Raw genomic sequence first — 17,786 nt, 5'->3', positions numbered from 1 at the left:
CAGTTCTGGCCGCCCCGGGCGCGGGTGAGCGCTGCCACGCAGGGTTGCCGCAAAGGTGTTTCCGCCGGGCGCGTGCGCGACCGTCGAAGTCTGCCTGCCTAGAGCGCTGGCCGTCGGCCAGCCCTCATCCGATGGTTGCCCCGTCGCGGTCCGCTTCCAACGGATCCGCGATCGCCCCCTGTGCGGTCACCGTGCCCTGCGCCAGCCGGATCACCCTGGGTGGTACCGGCGGCTCCAGGTCGGCCACCGCGCGGAGGCCGGAAAGGACGTCATCGGGTCGTACGGACGGGGTGACCTGCCGCACGACCATTTCGAGTATCGCACATGACACCGCCGGCGCCCCGGAAGGCGGGTCCACGGCGGGCAGCACATCGATGCTCATCACGGCGGCACGCGCGTCGAAGGCGCGCCGGCCCTGCTTGGTCATCCGCTCGACGCGTACCTCGTCGGCGGCCAGGAAGGCGGAAACCGCCCGTTCCAGCACAGCCGGGTCGACCTCGGGCAGCTCGATGCGCCAGCGCGAGGCCTCGATCCGGTCGGCGAGACTGCCACCGGTGGCCACCACCGCGTCCAGCACGTCCAGGCCCGGCGACAGCGCGGCGTCCAGGGCGGCCCGCAGCTCGCCCGGATCGACCTCGGCGCGCAGGCCGATCTCGAGGTACTCCGCCTCACTGGCCACCCCGGTGGGCGCGGCCGAGGCATAGGAGATCTTGGGGTGCGGGGTGAAGCCCTGGGAGAAGGCCACCGGCACGCCGGCCCGGCGCAGCGCACGCTCGAAGGCCCGGGCGAAGTCCCGGTGCGAGGTGAACCGCAACGGCCCGCGCTTGGCGTACCGGATCCGGACGCGCTGGACGACCGGGGCCTGCCCGCCCTCGGGTTGAGGCTTTCTGGCGATCGTGAACTCCTCGGGTGCTGGCTGCGTGTCCGCCCCATCCTGACGCAGCGTCCACCGCGACGGCCAGCCGGGGCGGCCCGGCCGGGGCCGGGGGCGGGGCGGGCGGGAAGGAACAGCCGACCTGCCGCGAGTCGGCCCGTCCCGGCGCGGGGACAGGCCGACCTGCCGCGAGTCGCCGGAGGCGACCCTACTGCTGGGCGCCGGTGGGCAGCTTCATGCCGTTGACCGGGGTCAGCGGGAGCAGCTTCCGGCCCGTCGGGCCGATCTGGATCTCGGTGTCCATCGACGGGCAGACGCCGCAGTCGAAGCACGGGGTCCACCGGCAGTCGTCCTGCTCGTACTCCGACAGCGAGTCCTGCCAGTCCTGCCAGAGCCAGTCCTTGTCCAGGCCGGAGTCGAGGTGGTCCCAGGGCAGGACCTCCAGCTCCGTACGCTCCCGGGTGGTGTACCAGTCGAGGTCCACCCCGAAGGACGGCAGCACCTCGGCGGCGGCGTCCACCCAGCGCTGGTACGAGAAGTGCTCGCTCCAGCCGTCGAACCGGCCGCCGTTCTCCCACACCTTGCGGATCACCGCGCCGACCCGGCGGTCACCCCGGGAGAGCAGGCCCTCGATCAGCGACGGCTCGCCGTCGTGGTAGCGGAAGCCGATCGCCCGGCCCAACGAGCGGTCCGAGTTGATGGCCTGCTTGAGCAGCTTGAGCCGGTTGTCGATGACCTCCGGGCTCGACATCGACGCCCACTGGAACGGGGTGTGCGGCTTCGGCACGAACCCGCCGATCGACACCGTGCAGCGGATGTCCTTGGAACCGGTGGCGGCCCGGCCGGCCCGGATCACCTCGTGCGCCATGTCGGCGATCTCGAGGACGTCCTCGTCGGTCTCGGTGGGCAGGCCGCACATGAAGTAGAGCTTCACCTGCCGCCAGCCGTTGGTGTACGCGGTGACGACCGTACGGATCAGGTCTTCCTTGGACACCATCTTGTTGATGACCTTGCGGATCCGCTCCGAGCCGCCCTCCGGGGCGAAGGTCAGGCCGGTCCGCCGCCCGTTGCGGGACAGCTCCTGCGCCAGGTCGATGTTGAAGGCGTCCACCCGGGTCGACGGCAGCGACAGCGAGACGTTGGTGCCCGCGTACTGTTCGGCCAGGCCGGAGCACATGTCGCCGATCTCGGAGTGGTCGGCCGACGACAGCGACAGCAGGCCCACCTCGTGGAAGCCGGAGAACTCCAGCCCCTCCTTGACCATCTGACCGACGGTGGTGATCGAGCGCTCCCGCACCGGACGGGTGATCATGCCGGCCTGGCAGAACCGGCAGCCCCGGGTGCAGCCCCGGAAGATCTCCACCGCGTACCGCTCGTGCACCGTCTCGGCCAGCGGCACCAGGGGCTTCTTCGGGTACGGCCAGGCGTCCAGGTCCATCGTCGTGCGCTTGTGCACCCGGAACGGCACGTCCGGGCGGTTCGGCACGACCCGCTGGATCCGGCCGTCGGGCAGGTAGTCCACGTCGTAGAAGCGCGGCACGTAGACGCTCTCGGTGCGGGCCAGCCGCAGCAGCAGCTCGTCCCGGCCGCCGGGCGAGCCCTCCGCCTTCCACTCCCGGACGATCTGGGTGATCTCCAGCACCGCCTCCTCGCCGTCGCCGAGCACGGCGGCGTCGACGAAGTCGGCGATCGGCTCCGGGTTGAAGGCGGCGTGCCCGCCGGCCACGATCACCGGGTCGGCGTCGGTGCGGTCGGCCGCCAGCAGCGGGATGCCGGCCAGGTCGATCGCGGTGAGCAGGTTGGTGTAGCCCAGCTCGGTGGAGAACGAGACGCCGAACACGTCGAAGTCGCGCACCGAGCGGTGCGCGTCGACGGTGAACTGCGGCACGCCGTGCGCGCGCATCAGCGTCTCCAGGTCCGGCCAGACCGCGTACGTCCGCTCGGCGAGCACGTCCGGCAGCTCGTTGAGCACCTCGTAGAGGATCTGCACGCCCTGGTTGGGCAGGCCCACCTCGTACGCGTCGGGATACATCAGCGCCCACCGGACGGTCGCCGCGTCCCAGTCCTTGACCACCGCGCCCAGCTCACCGCCCACGTACTGGATGGGCTTGGTCACCTGGGGCAGCAGCGGCTCCAGCCGGGGCCACACGGAGTTGGCCGCGGTCGGGCGCGGCGTCGTGGACGGGGCACTCATGATGCCCAAGGGTACGCGGTGCCCCGCCGCCCACCACGCCGCACCGCACCACCGCACCCCACCGCCCGCGCGGTCGCCCGCTCCCCCGGGGTCGCCTTCGCGGAGCAGCGGATTCGGCGTCGGTGGCGGACCGGTACTAACCTCGCAAGCTGGCGCGAGAGGAGATTGCCGCGATGCCGGAGCCGCAGCCGGGCGCAGACCGGCCGGCCGACCAGGGTGCCCCCGCCACGGGCGGGAACCCGGATCCGGCGGTCGCCGACGAGCCGCCCACCGCCCCCGTCCCCCCGGGCGACGCCGCCCCTGGGCCGGCCGACGCCGTCCCGACACCAGCCGACGCCGCCCCGACACCAGCCGACGCTCCCGGGTCGCCGGGCGATGCCACTTCCGGCCCGGCCGACGCTCCGGGGTCGCCGGCCGACGCCGTCCCGACACCAGCCGACGCCCCCGGGTCGCCAGGCGATGCCGCTCCCGGCCCGGCCGACGCCGTCCCGGCATCGGCCGACGCTCTCAGGTCGCCGGCCGGTTCGGGAGCGTCGGCCGCCACCCGGGCCGACCAGGCCGACGCGACGGCCGCCACCCCCACCGGGGCCGGGCCCGGCCGGTCCGGCCAGGCCGACGCGACCGCCCCGGGCAGCCCTGACCCCACCCGCGCCGACCAGGCCGGCGCGTCGACCGCTGGCGGGCCGGAACCCACCCGGGTGGAGACGCAGTCGCCCCGGTGGAGCGGGTCGGCGGCGGTCCCGCCCCCGCCGTCGCGCAAGCGCGCCTGGGGTGAGTCGGCCGAGCCGACTCCGCCGCCGGCGGCCTCGCCCGAGCACCAGGTGCCGGTGGACCCGTGGGCCGGCGCCGACACCGGCGGCTGGGAGCTGCCGTCGACCGACTTCCCCGCGCTGCCGCCGACGCTCGCCCACACCCCGCCGTACCCGGCACGCCCGGTCACCCCGGCACCCCCGCCACACCCGCCGCACCCGGTGCCCGCACCGCACCCGACCACGCCGTACCCGGCGTCCGCGCCGTACCCGGCGTCCGCGCCGTACCCGGCGTCCGCGCCGCCGTCCGGCGGATTTCCGCCGGCGGCCCCGGTGTCGCCGCCCCGGCCGGCGCCGCCCGCACCGACCCGGCCACCGAAGCAGCGCCGCCGGGCCGCCGCACCGCCGCCGGTCACCCCGCCACCGGGCTGGCAGGCCCCCAAGGGGTACGTCCCGGTGCCGGTCCGCCGCCGGCGGCGCTGGCCCTGGGTGCTGCTGCTCAGCGTGGTCTGCTGCTGCGGACTGCCGCTGTGGTGGGCGCAGCCGCTCTCCACCCAGTACCCGGCCAGCGCGACCCTCCCGGACCAGGTGGCCGGCCTGCGCCTGCGGGACGATCCGGCCGACCGGGCCGCGGTCCGCGAGCTGGAGGCCGAGGTACGCGGGTCCAGCCTGCTGATCGAGGACACCTTCGCCGGTGTCTACAGCACGCCGGAGGGCAAGCGGGTGACGGTGTTCGGTGGCACCGGCATCCGGCTCAGCCCGGAGTCGGACGCGGACGAGGAGATGGCCCGCCTCACCGAGCGGTACGCGCTCGACGCCGCGGTGCCGGTGGACACCGGGGTCCGCGGCCGGCACGAGCGGTGCGCGGTGGGCCGGGACGACGGCGCGGCGGTGGTGGTCTGCACCTCGGTGGACCACGGCAGCCTGGCCACCGGCGTGTTCACCCGGCTGTCGCTGGACGACAGCGCGGCCCTGCTGGACCGGATGCGCCAGCAGATCGTCACGCCCGACGGCGCCTGAACCGGGGATGCGCGCCCGCATCGCCGGTGAATCGGCACAGCGGCGACAATCGGGGCATGGCCCGGTTCGTGGCCGGCGCACCGACCTGGACGCGGTGCTCGATCAGGTGAAGCGCCGCGCGGGCACCCCACCGTGACCGCTCAGGCCGCCGGTTCGCCGCGCTTGGGGGCGTAGCGGGGGACGTACTCCTGGCCGGTGATCTTCTGGATCTCGGCCATCAACTCGTCGGTCATCTCCCGCAACGACGTGCGGTCGTCGGGCCGGCCGGTGAAGTCCAGCGGCTTGCCGAACTTGATGCTGATCTTGGCCCGGCCCGGTCGGGGCACCCGGGTGCCGATCGGCTGGGCCTTGTCGGTGCCGGTCACCCCGACCGGGATGATCGGCACACCGGCGGCCACCGCCAGCCGGGCCGCCCCGGTCCGCCCCCGGTAGAGGCGCCCGTCCGGGGAGCGGGTGCCCTCCGGATAGACGGCCACCAGATCGCCGGCCTTGAGCACCGGGATGGCCGCGTCGAACGCGGACAGCGCCGCCCGGCCCCCGGCGCGCTCCACCGGGATCGCCCCCAGCCCGGTGAGCACGAACTTGGAGAAGCCGCCCTTGAGGCCGGTGCCGGTGAAGTACTCCGCCTTCGCCCAGAAGGCGAGGTGCCGGGGCACCACGGTGCCGAGGAGCAGCTCGTCGGCGACCGAGAGGTGGTTGCTGGCGAAGATGGCACCGCCGGTCGCCGGAATGTGCTCCAGCCCCTCCACGTGCGGACGGAAGGCCAACCGGAGCGCGGGCGCCACGGTGAGCTTGCCGATGGTGTAGAGCAGGGGCACTGGTCCTCCGGCGGTCGTACGCGAAACAGGCGGTGTCACGGTAGCGGACGCCCCCACACCGCGCGGACCGGGAGGCCCGCCGGCCCGCTGGGTGGCGGTTAGGAGGGGCCCCCTCCTATACAGAATGCGTTAACAGGGGGCCCCTCCTTGCATCTCATACCCGGCGCACGGCCACGGTCACCCGCTCGCCCTCGCCCACCTCGCCGGTGAAGCCGTCGACCGAGTCGGCGAACTCGACCGAGTCGGCCAACACCTCCCGGGCCACGAAGGACGAGAACCCGCTGACCGCGTCCCGCACCTCGGCCGGCGCGGCGACGGTCAGCGTGATCCGGTCCGAGACGTCCAGGTCGGCGTCGCGGCGGGCCTGCTGCACCACCCGGATCACGTCCCGGGCCAGCCCCTCGGCGGCCAGCTCCGGGGTGACCTGGGTGTCCAGCACGACCACGCCCTCGCCGCCGGGCAGCGGCGCGGAGTGCTCGACATCGGCGGCGACCAGGCGCAGCTCGTACTCGCCCTCGGCGAGGGTGACCCCGGCGGCGACCGGGGCGCCGTCGACCAACTCCCACTCCCCCGCCTTGACCGCCCTGATCACCTGCTGCACCGCCTTGCCGACCCGCGGGCCCAGCGCCCGGGGCACCACGGTCAGCACCTGCTGGCAGTAGTTCGCCACCTCGTCGGTGAACTCCACCGCCTTCACGTTGACCTCGTCGGCGACCAGGTCGGCGAAGGGACGCAGCTGGGCGGCGGCCGGCGAGGCCACGGTCAGACTCGCCAGCGGCAGCCGGACCCGCAGCCCCTTCGCCTTGCGCAGCGACAGCGTCGCCGAGGCGACCGCCCGCACGTTGTCCATCGCGGAGACCAGCTCGTGGTCGGCCGGGAACTCGTCCGCCGACGGCCAGTCGGTCAGGTGCACCGACCGCTCGCCGGTCAGGCCGCGCCAGATCTCCTCCGCGGTCAGCGGCGCCAGCGGCGCCACCACCCGGCAGAGCGTCTCCAGCACCGTCCACAACGTGTCGAACGCCTCCGCGTCGCCGGCCCAGAACCGGTCCCGGGAACGACGCACGTACCAGTTGGTCAACGCGTCCAGGAAGGACCGGACGGACGCGCAGGCGCCCGAGATGTCGTACGCGTCCATCTGCGCGCCGACCGTCGACACCAGCTCGTTCGTCTTGGCCAGCACGTACCGGTCGAGCAGGTGCGTGCTGTCCACCCGGCGCCGGGCGGTGTGCCCGTCCGCGTTGGCGTAGAGCGAGAAGAAGTACCAGACGTTCCACAGCGGCAGCAGCACCTGGCGCACCGAGTCCCGGATCAGCGTCTCGGTCACCGGCATGTCGCCGCCGCGCAGCACCGGCGAGGACATCAGCATCCAGCGCATCGCGTCCGACCCGTACGAGTCGAAGACGTGGTAGACGTCCGGGTAGTTGCGCAGGCTCTTGGACATCTTGCGCCCGTCCGAGCCGAGCAGGATGCCGTGGCTGAGGCAGTTGCGGAACGCCGGCCGGTCGAACAGCGCGGTGGCCAGCACGTGCATGGTGTAGAACCAGCCCCGGGTCTGCCCGATGTACTCGACGATGAAGTCACCCGGGTAGTGGTGCTCGAACCAGTCGCGGTTCTCGAACGGGTAGTGCACCTGGGCGAACGGCATCGAGCCGGACTCGAACCAGCAGTCCAGCACCTCCGGCACCCGGCGCATCATCGACTGACCGGTCGGGTCGTCCGGGTTGGGGCGGACCAGGTCGTCCACCGCCGGCCGGTGCAGGTCGCTCAGGCGTACCCCGAAGTCCCGCTCGAGCTGCTCCAGCGACCCGTACACGTCGATCCGCGGGTAGTTCGGGTCGTCGGACTTCCACACCGGGATCGGCGAGCCCCAGAACCGGTTCCGGCTGATCGACCAGTCCCGGGCGTTGGCCAGCCACTTGCCGAACGAGCCGTCCTTGATGTGCCCCGGCGTCCAGTTGATCTGCTGGTTCAGCTCGACCATCCGGTCCTTGAACCGGGTCACCGCGACGAACCACGACGACACCGCCTTGTAGACCAGCGGGGTGTCGCAGCGCCAGCAGTGCGGGTACGAGTGGGTGTAGGTGTCCTGCTTGAGCACCACCCCCCGCTCCTTCAGCTCCCGGATCACCGGCTTGTTCACGTCGAAGACCTGCTCGCCCTCGTAGGGCGGGACCAGCGCGGTGAACCGGGTGTGGTCGTCCACCGTGACGACGGTCGGGATGCCGGCCGCGTTGCAGACGTTCTGGTCGTCCTCGCCGAAGGCCGGGGCCAGGTGGACGATCCCGGTGCCGTCCTCGGTGGTGACGAACTCCGCCCCGAGCACCTGGTAGGCGTGCTCGCCCGCCTGCTCGACCAGGAAGTCGAACAGCGGCGTGTACCGGCGCCCGACCAGGTCCCGGCCGTACACCGTGCCGACCTGCTCGTAGCCCTCCAACTCCTTGGCGTACGCCCCGAGCCGCGCCGCGCCGACCACGTACCGCTGGCCGTCGCGCTCCAGCACCGCGTACTCGATGTCCGGGCCGACGGCGAGCGCCAGGTTCGACGGCAGGGTCCACGGCGTGGTGGTCCAGACGCCCAGCCGGACCGGCCCGCGCACCGGCTCCGGCGCGGACTCGTCGCCGGTCAGCTCGAACCACACGGTCAGCGTCGGGTCGTGCCGGTCCCGGTAGACGTCGTCCATCCGGGTCTCGGTGTTCGACAGCGGGGTCTCGCACCGCCAGCAGTACGCCAGCACCCGGAAGCCCTCGTAGACCAGGCCCTTGTCGTGCAGGGTCTTGAAGGCCCACATGACGCTTTCCATGTAGTCCAGGTCGAGCGTCTTGTAGTCGTTGGCGAAGTCCACCCAGCGGGCCTGCCGGGTGACGTACCGCTCCCAGTCCTGGGTGAACTCCAGCACGCTGGCGCGGCAGGCGTCGTTGAACCGGGCCACCCCAAGGTCGAGGATCTCCGCCTTGCTGGTGATGCCGAGCTGCTTCTCGGCCACCACCTCGGCCGGCAGGCCGTGGCAGTCCCAGCCGAAGCGGCGCTCGACGTGCTTGCCGCGCATGGTCTGGTAGCGCGGCACCACGTCCTTGACGTACCCGGTGAAGAGGTGGCCGTAGTGCGGCAGGCCGTTGGCGAACGGCGGGCCGTCGTAGAAGACGTACTCGTTCTTGCCGTCGTCGCCGGTCGGGCGGGCCTCGACGCTGGCCTCGAAGGTCTTGTCGGCCGTCCAGTGCTCCAGCACCCGCCGCTCGACCGCGGGCAGGTCCGGGCTCGCCGGGACGCCGGCGGCGGTCGGGTCGTGCAACGGATAGGCCATCGCCTGTCGCTCTCCTCAGCAGCTCACATGTTCCTGTGGGTCTGCGAGGACGACCCCGTTCCGGTGCGCCGTGACGGCGTGCCGGGCCGGGCCCGCGGTACCACCCCGCTTGGCGGTCAAGGTGCTGACCGCCCGCTCGTTGGCCGGCTGTGACGGGCCGTCCCGTCCGGTTCTACTGAGCCGGTCACCCGGCCGTTCTTCCGGAGGCTCACCGGTGATGGCCGGGTCGTCGCCTGTGTGCGGTCAAGCGTACTCGACCCGCCCACCACCCCGCCCCCGAGTATCCGGAGGAAAGGAGGGGGCCCTTGTTAACGCATTCTGTATAGGAAGGGCCCCCTCCTAACACCTCAGCGCGCCCCCATGACCACCGTCACAGCCCGCGCCGTCACACCGGCCCGGCCGGGATCCGTCGTTCGGGCGTACCCACGACACGAGGAGGCGGCGATGAGCCGGATCAACCTGGCGGCGGTGGCGCCGGAGGCGTACCAGGCGGTGCTGGGGCTGGAGCGCTACGCCCGGGCGAACCTGGACCACACCGTGCTGAAACTGGTGAAGGTGCGGGCGTCGATGCTCAACGGCTGCGCGTTCTGCGTGGACATGCACACCCGGGAGGCGCTCGGCGCCGGGGAGGACAGCCGGCGACTCTTCGTCCTGGCCGCCTGGCGGGAGGCCCCGTCGTTCTTCGACGAGCGGGAGCGGACCGCGCTGGCCCTGACCGACGCGGTCACCCGGCTCGGCGAGCACGGCGTGCCCGACGAGGTGTGGGACGCCGCCGCGAAGGTCTGGTCGGAGAAGGAGCTGGCCGACCTCGTCGTCGCGATCGCCACAATCAACGTGTGGAACCGGATCGTGATCAGCAGCCGGACCCAGCCGCCGATCGAGGTGTGACCACCACCGGGGCGGCGGAGGCGGCCGGTGCGCTCACCGCGCACCGGCCGATGCTGCTCGGGCTGGCGTACCGGCTGCTGGGCAGCCTGCACGACGCCGAGGACGTGCTCCAGGAGGCGTACCTGCGCTGGCTCGACGTCGACCGGGGGGCGGTCGCCGAGCCGCGCCGGTACCTGTCCCGGGTGGTGACCCGGCTGGCCCTGGACCGGCTGCGCGCCCGGCAGGCCACCCGGGAGACGTACGTCGGCCCGTGGCTGCCCGAGCCGGTGCCCACCGACCCGTCGCCGTTCGGGCCGCTGGAGACCGTCGAGCTGCGGGAGACGATCTCCACCGCCCTGCTGCACCTGCTGGAACGGCTCACCCCGCCGGAGCGGGCGGTGTACGTGCTGCACACCGCCTTCGCCCTGCCGTACGCGGAGATCGCCGACATCCTGGACCGGTCGGCGGCGGACTGCCGGCAGCTGCACCACCGCGCGGCGGCCCGGCTCGCCGCGGAGCGGCGCCGGTTCACCGCGGATCCGGCCGAGCAGCGCCGGCTGCTCGACGCCTTCCTCGCCGCCGCGCGCGACGGCGACCTGGCCCGGCTGACCGACCTGGTCGCGGCCGACGCCACCGCCTGGTCCGACGGCGGCGGGCGGATCCGCGCGGCCCGCAACCCGGTGTCCGGCGCGGACCGGATCGCCCGCTTCTTCGCCGGGGTGTACGGCCGCCGCCGCCCCGGGGTACGGGCCACGCCCGTCGAGCTCAACGCCGCGCCCGCACTGCTGCTGACCTGGCCGAACGGCGCCCGCTACACGCTCGCTGTCGCCGCCGCCGGCGGCCGGATCACCGGCGTCTACCTGGTCGGCAACCCCGACAAGCTGACCCGGGTCGGCGGCTGAGCGCAGGCGACGGCCCCGGTCCCACGCGGGGGAACCGGGGCCGTCGGGAAGAACGTCAGCCCAGCTGCGGGAACCAGAGGGCGATCTCCCGCTTGGCGCTGTCCGGCGAGTCGGAGGCGTGCACCAGGTTCTCCCGGTTCGACAGGGACAGGTCGCCCCGGACGGTGCCGGCGGCGGCCTTGCGCCCGTCGGTGCTGCCGATCATGCCCCGGACGACCTCGATGACCTGGTCGCCGGCGAGCACCAGCGCCACCAGCGGGCCACCCGTCATGAACGCCTTCAGCGGCGGGTAGAACGGCTTGTCGACGTGCTCGGCGTAGTGCTCGTCGGCGAACTCGCCGGTCAGCGTCCGCACCTCCAGGGCGTCGATCCGCAGGCCCTTGCGCTCGAACCGGGTGAGGATCTCCCCCACCAGGCCGCGGCGCACCGCGTCCGGCTTGATCAGTACGAGCGAGCGCTCATCCGGGCTGCTGCTGGACACGCTGGGTTCCTCCTGTGCGCGGAAGCCGGTCTGGCTGGGTACCGTCAGCGTAGCGACCCGGTCCCGGCGTCGGCGCGGCGGCTGCGCCTTCCCTAGCGTTGCCGCTCCGGCCTAGCCTGGCCTTGACCCCAGGGAGGTCCACTGTGGCGAATGGCGGGAGCCGGTCCATCGCGCCGGTACGCAAGCTGATCGGCGCGGTGCTGGGCACCGTGGCGACCTTCGTGGTGCTGTTCGGGCTGGGGATGACCAGCTGGGCGATCGTCGCCCTCGGGGTGGCCCTGCTGGTGCTGGCCATCGCGCTGGCCACGGTGCGCGGCGGCGGCCGGACCTGGGTGGTCGGCGTCGGTCACGTGCACAGCGCCTCCGAGCCGCCCACCCAGTACGCCTTCGGCCGGTGCGAGCTCCAGCTGGTGATCGACGCGCCCGGCCTGCCGCCCCGGTCCAAGAAGATCATCGAGCCGCGGGTGCCGGTGGCGAAGTGGCCCTCGCTCGGCCAGGCGCTGCCGATCCGGGTGGCCCTGGACGACCCGCGCCACGTCCGGGTCCTCTGGGACGAGGTGCCCACCCACGCCGAGAGCGCCGCCGTGGCGGACCTTCCCCCCGACTTCGTCGCCACCGAGCCGATCGACGAGGTGCTGATCGCGCAGGAGGCCCCGCCGTGGGCCGACCGCGTCCCGGAGGACGACTTCCGCGACGACTACCCGCCGGCGCCGGATCCGCTGGCGGAGGACGTCCCGCTGCGGCCCGAGGAGCGCGAGCCGGTGGTGGTGCACCAGCGGCCGGGCGGCCCGGTGGTGCTGGAGGGCATCCTGGTCGAGCCGCCGCCCACCGGGCCGCTGCCCAAGCGGGCCCCGTCGCCGCGCCCGCCCGCCGAGGAACGGTTCGACCCGGAGCCGGCCGACACGGTGCCGGTCAGCACGGTGCCGGTCGACCCGATCGACGTCCCGCTGGACGAGCCGACGACGCCCGGCCCGGAGGAGCTCGACGAGGCGGTCTTCGGCGGGTACGCCCCGGCCGGCGACCCGGTGGAGGCGGCCGCGCCGATCAACGGGGTGGGCATCACCCTGCTCGTGTCCGAGCTGGACCGGTCCGTGGAGTTCTACCGGGACGTGCTGGGCTTCGCCGAGTTCGACCGGGGGTCCGGCAACGCCGTGCTCGTCTCCGGCGCCACCCGGCTGGTGCTGCGCCAGGTCAACGGCGCGGCGCCGATCAACCGCCGGCTGGTCCACGTCAACCTGGACGTCGCCGACATCCAGGGCGCGTACCAGCGGCTGCGGGACGCCGGGGTGCGCTTCACGTACGCGCCGCGGGTGGTCAACCGGGGCGCGAAGATGGAGGCGTGGGCCGCGGCGTTCCGCGACCCGGACGGCCACGGCGTCGCCCTGACCGAGTGGCGCGCCCTCACCGCCGACGCCTGACCGGCAAGGAGGGCCCCTGTCATCGCCTACCGGACAGCAGGGGCCCTGACACTCAGCCGAGGATGACCCGCCGCACGTGCAGGGCGTACCCCCACACCAGCGCGAAGATGACCCCGAGCACCAGCAGCGACCAGTGCAGCAGCCCGCAGAGCAGCAACGCGCCCTGCACGGCGGTGCCGGCCGGCCACGCCCACCGCCGCTTCATCTGGCCGGCCAGCAGCACGCACGCCACGGCCAGCGCCACGATCGCCGCGATGGCCGGGCCACCCAGGTCCCCGCCGACCAGCCGGATCGGCTGGATGGCGAGCAGCAGCACCAGCGCCTCCAGCGCGAGCGTGCCCGCGCCGAGGCCGCGTACGGCCCGGTCCGGGTCGCGCAGCCCCGAGCGCCGGGCCCCGCCGGGCCGGTCGGCTCCGGGGTCGGTCATCGCTTGAGCAGCCGGCGGGCGTCGGCCACGGTCACCACCGACCCGGTGATGAGCACGCCGACCCCGGACAGCTCGCCCGGCACCTCCGACTCGGCCTCCGCGACGGCCGCCTCGATGGCGTCCGGCATCTCCTCGGCGACCTGCACCCGCTCCGCCCCGAAGACCTCCCGGGCCAGCGCGGCCAGCTCGTCGACCGGCATCGCCCGGGGTGAGGTGTTCCGGGTGACCACCAGCGAGTCCAGCACCGGTTCCAGCAGCTCCAGCAGGCTGGCGGCGTCCTTGTCGCCGAGCACGGCGAGCACCCCGACCAGCTTGCTGAAGGCGAACTCCTCCTGCAACGCGGTCACCGTGGCGGCCATCCCGTGCGGGTTGTGCGCGCCGTCGAGCAGGATGGTCGGCGCGTTGCGCACCTTCTCCAGCCGGCCCGGCGAGCTGGTCGCCGCGAAACCCTCCCGGACGGCGTCGATGTCGAGCTGACGCTTCGCGCCCGCGCCGAGGAACGCCTCCACCGCGGCGAGCGCCACCGCCGCGTTCTGCGCCTGGTGGGCGCCGTGCAGCGGGATGAAGATCTCCTCGTACACCCCGCCCAGGCCCTGGATGGTGAGCACCTGGCCGCCGACGGCCACCGCCCGGCGCAGCACGCCGAACTCGGCGCCCTCGCGGGCGACGGTGGCGCCGACCTCGGCGCAGCGCTCCAGGATCGGCCGGGCGGCCTCCTCCTCCTGGGCCGCCGCGATCACGGTGGCCCCCTGGTGGATGATGCCCGCCTTGTGCAGCGCGATGTCCTCGATGGTGTCGCCGAGCCACTCGGTGTGGTCCAGCCCGATCGGGGTGATCACGGCGACCCCGGCCTGGATCACGTTCGTCGCGTCCTCCGCGCCGCCGAGACCCACCTCGACCACCGCCACGTCCACCGGCGCGTCGGCGAACGTGGCGAACGCCAGCGCGGTGGTCAGGTCGAAGTAGGTGAGCGGCTCGGCGGAGCGCTGGTCGACCAGCTCGGCCAGCGGCGCCACCTCCCGGTAGGTGGCGACGAAGCGCTCCTCGCTCACCGGTTCCCCGTCCAGGCTGATCCGCTCCCGGACGGTCTCCAGGTGCGGGCTGGTGTAGCGGCCGGTGTGCAGCCCGAACGCCCGCAGCAGCGAGTCGATCATCCGGGCCGTGGAGGTCTTGCCGTTGGTCCCGGTCAGGTGGATCGACGGGTATGCCCGCTGCGGGCTGCCGAGCAGGTCGAGCAGGGACTCGATCTTCTCCAGCTCGAAACGCATCCGGGTGAAGCCGCGCGCGTTGAGCGCGGCTTCCACCTCGGCGAATTCGGTACGGTCGGTCACGATGCGAGCGCCCCCAGGGCGGCGTCGATCCGGATCAGGTCCGCCTCGGCCACCGCCAGCCGCTCACGGATCTTGGCAACCACGTGCTCCGGGGCCTTGCCGACGAACGCCGGGTTGTCCAGCTTCGCCCGCGCCTGCGCGGCCTCCTTCTCGGCGGCCGCCCGGTCCTTGGTGAGCCGGGCCCGCTCGGCGGCCACGTCGATGGCACCCCGGGTGTCCAGCGCGACGCTCACCTCGCCCGGCATGGCGAGGGTGGCGCCGGCCTGGAAGTCGTCGCCGGCCGCGTCGAGGCGGGCCAGCGAACGGATCAGCGGCTCGTGCGCGGCGATGCCGGCCACGGCCAGGCCGTCCAGCCGGGCGGCCACCCGCTGGGTGGGCCGCAGCCCCTGGTCGGACCGGAACCGGCGGATCTCGGTGACCACCCGTTGGAGGGTGCCGATCTCACCCTCCGCGGCGTCGTCGACTCCGGTACGGTCCGCCACCGGCCAGTCCGCCGTCAGCACCGTCTCGCCGCCGGTCAACGCCGACCACAGTTCGTCGGTGACGAACGGGATCACCGGGTGCAGCAGCCGCAGCAGCTGGTCCAGCACGTGACCGAGCACCCGCCGGGTGGCCTCGGCGGCCGGGCCGCCCTCGGCGAGCACCGGCTTGCTCAGCTCCACGTACCAGTCGCAGACGTCGTCCCAGGCGAAGTGGTACAGCAGGTCGCAGACCTTCGCGAACTCGTACGCCTCGAACTGCTCGTCCACCTCGGCGGTGACGTGCGCCAGCCGGGACAGGATCCACCGGTCGACGGTCGAGAGCGTGTCGGCCGCCGGCAGCGGCCCGTCGGTGTGCGCGCCGTTGAGCAGCGCGAACCGGGTGGCGTTCCAGAGCTTGTTGCAGAAGTTGCGGGAGCCCTGGCACCACTCCTCGCTGACCGGCACGTCCTGCCCGGGGTTGGCGCCCCGGGCCAGGGTGAACCGGGTGGCGTCGGCGCCGAACCGGTCGATCCAGTCGAGCGGGTCGACCACGTTGCCGAACGACTTCGACATCTTCTTGCCGTGCTCGTCGCGGACCATGCCGTGCAGGGCGACCACGTCGAACGGCTGCACGCCGTCCATCGCGTACAGGCCGAACATCATCATCCGGGCGACCCAGAAGAACAGGATGTCGTAGCCGGTCACCAGGACGCTTGTCGGATAGAACTTCGCCAGGTCCGGGGTGCGCTCGGGCCAGCCGAGGGTGGAGAACGGCCACAGGCCGCTGGAGAACCAGGTGTCCAGCACGTCCTCGTCCTGCCGCCAGCCCTCGCCGGTCGGCGGCGCCTCGTCCGGGCCGACGCAGACGATCTCGCCGGCCGGGCCGTACCAGACGGGGATGCGGTGGCCCCACCAGAGCTGCCGGGAGATGCACCAGTCGTGCATGTTGTCGACCCAGGCGAAGTACCGCTTGGCCAGCTCCGCCGGCTCGATCTTCACCCGGCCGTCGCGCACCGCGTCACCGGCGGCCTTGGCCAGCGGGCCGGTGTTGACGAACCACTGCAACGACAGCCGCGGCTCGACGGTGGTCTTGCACCGCGAGCAGTGCCCGACCGAGTGCTGGTAGGGCCGCTTCTCGGCCACGATCCGGCCCTGCTCACGCAGCGCGGCCACGATCGCCGGGCGGGCCTCGTACCGGTCCAGGCCCTGGAACGGGCCGGGCGCGGTGATCACACCGCGCTCGTCCATGATCGTCAGCGACGGCAGGTCGTGCCGCTGCCCGATCTCGAAGTCGTTCGGGTCGTGCGCCGGGGTCACCTTGACCATGCCGGTGCCGAAGCTCGGGTCGACGTGCTCGTCCCCGACGATCGGGATCCGCCGGTCGGTGAGCGGGAGCGCCACCTCCGTGCCGATCAGGTGCCGGTACCGCTCGTCGTCCGGGTGCACGGCCACCGCGGTGTCGCCGAGCATGGTCTCGGCCCGGGTGGTGGCCACCACCACGTCGTCGCTGTAGCGGATCGAGACCAGCTCGCCGTCGTCCTCGGTGTGTTCCACCTCGATGTCGGACAGCGCGGTCAGGCAGCGCGGGCACCAGTTGATGATCCGGTTCGCCCGGTAGATCAGCCCGTCGTCGAAGAGCTTCTTGAACATGGTCTGCACGGCCCGGGACAGGCCCTCGTCCATGGTGAACCGCTCACGGTCCCAGTCGACCGCGTCGCCGAGCCGGCGCATCTGGCCGAGGATCGCGCCACCGGACTCGGCCTTCCACTGCCAGACCCGCTCGACGAACTTCTCCCGGCCCAGGTCGTGCCGGGACAGCCCCTCGCCGGCGAGCTGCCGCTCGACCAGGTTCTGGGTGGCGATGCCGGCGTGGTCCATGCCGGGCAGCCAGAGCGCCTCGAAGCCCTGCATCTTCTTGCGCCGGGTCAGCGCGTCCATGAGCGTGTGCTCGAACGCGTGCCCCATGTGCAGGGAGCCGGTGACGTTCGGCGGCGGGATGACGATGGTGAAGGGGGGCTTGTCGCTGCTCGCCGACGCCCGGAAGTGGCCGGCGGCTACCCACTGCTCGTACCGTCGCTGCTCTACCTCGCCGGGCTGGTACTGGCCGGCGAGGGTCGGGGCGTCGGGGCGTCGGGCATCCAGTCTGTCGGTCACGCTCAAAGTCTACGGAGCGCTTCGGCGGACCCGACGTGCGCCATCGGTTGTTCGCGTACGGTGGCGAACATGTCCGACGCACATCTCACCGAGCGTCCGGTGGACGGGGGTCCCGAGCCGGTCGACCTGACCGACGAGCCGATCCGGCTGAGCAACCACGACCCGGACGACGCGGCCGATCGGCCGCGCTCACGTGGCCGGCGGGTGGTGCTGGGCGTCGTCGCGGCCGTCGTCGCCGCCGGGGTGGTGGCGTCCGGTGTCGCCGGCTGGCGGGTCTTCCAGGAGAAGGACACCCGGGTGGAGACGCCGGCGCAGCTGGCCGGGCTGCAGCGGGACGACAGCGAGGCGGCCCGCAGCACCGCCGACTACCTGCGCAGCGGGTTCGCCGCCGACATCGAGCTGGACCGCAGCTTCGGCACGGTCTACCGCGACCCGGCCGACGAGCGGCGCTCGGTGCTCGTCTTCGGCGGCACCACCCTGCTCTGGCAGCCGGAGCGGGACCTGGACAGCCTCTTCCGGCTGATGGCCGACGAGGCCGGCCGGGTGGCCGGGCTGCGGAAGGTCGACGCCGGGCGGCTCGGTGGAGTGATGAAGTGCGGCACCACCAGCGGCGACGGCGGTGACTTCGCGGTCTGCGGCTGGGCCGACCACGGCAGCGCCGTGATGGCCATGTTCGCCGGCCGCGGCGTGGACGCCGCCGGGCCGCTGTTCCGCCAGATGCGCGAGGGCATGCAGACCCGCTGACCCCGGGCATTTTCCGGGTACGCCGCCGGCGCCTCTTCCGGATCG

Annotated in this window: 13 protein-coding genes; 5 read left to right on the top strand and 8 right to left on the bottom strand. The window is 73.2% G+C overall.

Annotated elements, in window-relative coordinates; all coding sequences use genetic code 11:
- Positions 1–124 precede the first annotated feature (124 nt).
- Positions 125–838, bottom strand: coding sequence for a TIGR03936 family radical SAM-associated protein (locus tag K7640_RS25170; protein WP_222957475.1), 714 nt, complete (start codon positions 836–838; stop codon positions 125–127).
- A 244-nt stretch (positions 839–1,082) separates the two neighbouring features.
- Positions 1,083–3,068 (bottom strand): TIGR03960 family B12-binding radical SAM protein, encoded by a 1,986-nt coding sequence (locus tag K7640_RS25165; RefSeq protein ID WP_222957390.1) that lies wholly within the window; start codon positions 3,066–3,068, stop codon positions 1,083–1,085.
- 698 nt (positions 3,069–3,766) lie between these two features.
- On the opposite strand from K7640_RS25165, the gene K7640_RS30405 reads away from it, so the two are divergent.
- Complete coding sequence (locus K7640_RS30405; protein WP_255609921.1) at positions 3,767–4,837, top strand: hypothetical protein; 1,071 nt, start codon at positions 3,767–3,769, stop codon at positions 4,835–4,837.
- A 140-nt stretch (positions 4,838–4,977) separates the two neighbouring features.
- Here the strand turns inward: K7640_RS30405 and K7640_RS25155 are convergent, their stop codons facing one another.
- On the bottom strand, positions 4,978–5,655 hold the full coding sequence (locus K7640_RS25155) for a 1-acyl-sn-glycerol-3-phosphate acyltransferase (protein ID WP_222957389.1): 678 nt from the start codon (positions 5,653–5,655) through the stop codon (positions 4,978–4,980).
- Between the two features lie 154 nt (positions 5,656–5,809).
- Positions 5,810–8,956: an isoleucine--tRNA ligase gene (ileS, locus tag K7640_RS25150; protein ID WP_222957388.1), complete on the bottom strand. Its 3,147-nt coding sequence runs from the start codon at positions 8,954–8,956 to the stop codon at positions 5,810–5,812.
- 444 nt (positions 8,957–9,400) lie between these two features.
- Between ileS and K7640_RS25145 the strand changes: the two genes are divergently transcribed.
- On the top strand, positions 9,401–9,844 hold the full coding sequence (locus K7640_RS25145) for a carboxymuconolactone decarboxylase family protein (protein WP_222957387.1): 444 nt from the start codon (positions 9,401–9,403) through the stop codon (positions 9,842–9,844).
- On the top strand, positions 9,841–10,725 hold the full coding sequence (gene sigJ / locus K7640_RS25140) for an RNA polymerase sigma factor SigJ (RefSeq protein ID WP_308042701.1): 885 nt from the start codon (positions 9,841–9,843) through the stop codon (positions 10,723–10,725). Before K7640_RS25145 ends, sigJ begins: the two co-directional genes overlap by 4 nt.
- Before the next feature lie 55 nt (positions 10,726–10,780).
- Here sigJ and ndk read toward each other — a convergent pair whose 3' ends face one another.
- Positions 10,781–11,206 carry a nucleoside-diphosphate kinase gene (ndk, locus tag K7640_RS25135; RefSeq protein WP_222957386.1) on the bottom strand — a complete coding sequence of 142 codons (426 nt, stop codon included), beginning with the start codon at positions 11,204–11,206 and terminating at the stop codon, positions 10,781–10,783.
- A 143-nt stretch (positions 11,207–11,349) separates the two neighbouring features.
- Between ndk and K7640_RS25130 the strand changes: the two genes are divergently transcribed.
- Entirely contained in the window at positions 11,350–12,624 is a 1,275-nt protein-coding gene (locus tag K7640_RS25130) for a VOC family protein (RefSeq protein WP_222957385.1), read from the top strand.
- Positions 12,625–12,676: 52 nt separating this feature from the next.
- On the opposite strand, the gene K7640_RS25125 is transcribed toward K7640_RS25130, so the two are convergent.
- Genes K7640_RS25125 through K7640_RS25115 form a run of 3 tightly spaced genes read right to left on the bottom strand, consistent with a single transcriptional unit; the run spans position 12,677 to position 16,997 of the window.
- A complete protein-coding gene (locus K7640_RS25125) occupies positions 12,677–13,051 on the bottom strand; it encodes a DUF4233 domain-containing protein (protein ID WP_222957384.1) in 375 nt (124 codons plus the stop codon).
- A complete protein-coding gene (locus K7640_RS25120; RefSeq protein ID WP_222957383.1) occupies positions 13,048–14,382 on the bottom strand; it encodes a folylpolyglutamate synthase/dihydrofolate synthase family protein in 1,335 nt (444 codons plus the stop codon). The genes K7640_RS25125 and K7640_RS25120 overlap by 4 nt, the downstream gene beginning before the upstream one ends.
- Positions 14,379–16,997 (bottom strand): valine--tRNA ligase, encoded by a 2,619-nt coding sequence (locus tag K7640_RS25115; protein ID WP_222957382.1) that lies wholly within the window; start codon positions 16,995–16,997, stop codon positions 14,379–14,381. Before K7640_RS25115 ends, K7640_RS25120 begins: the two co-directional genes overlap by 4 nt.
- Positions 16,998–17,066: 69 nt before the next feature.
- Between K7640_RS25115 and K7640_RS25110 the strand changes: the two genes are divergently transcribed.
- Positions 17,067–17,741: a hypothetical protein gene (locus K7640_RS25110; RefSeq protein ID WP_222957381.1), complete on the top strand. Its 675-nt coding sequence runs from the start codon at positions 17,067–17,069 to the stop codon at positions 17,739–17,741.
- The last annotated feature ends 45 nt before the right edge of the window (positions 17,742–17,786 follow it).

Origin of the sequence: Micromonospora sp. PLK6-60 (genome assembly GCF_019890675.1) — a bacterium.
Classification (GTDB): domain Bacteria; phylum Actinomycetota; class Actinomycetes; order Mycobacteriales; family Micromonosporaceae; genus Micromonospora.
Note: the sequence above shows the minus strand (reverse complement) of the source record. Positions and strands in the feature narration are given on the sequence as shown.

Coding starts and splice junctions, on each gene's coding strand:
- K7640_RS25165 (WP_222957390.1), bottom strand. CDS start 3,068: ATGAGTGCCCCGTCCACGACGCCGCGCCCGACCGCGGCCAACTCCGTG.
- ileS (WP_222957388.1), bottom strand. CDS start 8,956: ATGGCCTATCCGTTGCACGACCCGACCGCCGCCGGCGTCCCGGCGAGC.
- K7640_RS25145 (WP_222957387.1), top strand. CDS start 9,401: ATGAGCCGGATCAACCTGGCGGCGGTGGCGCCGGAGGCGTACCAGGCG.
- K7640_RS25125 (WP_222957384.1), bottom strand. CDS start 13,051: ATGACCGACCCCGGAGCCGACCGGCCCGGCGGGGCCCGGCGCTCGGGG.
- K7640_RS25110 (WP_222957381.1), top strand. CDS start 17,067: ATGTCCGACGCACATCTCACCGAGCGTCCGGTGGACGGGGGTCCCGAG.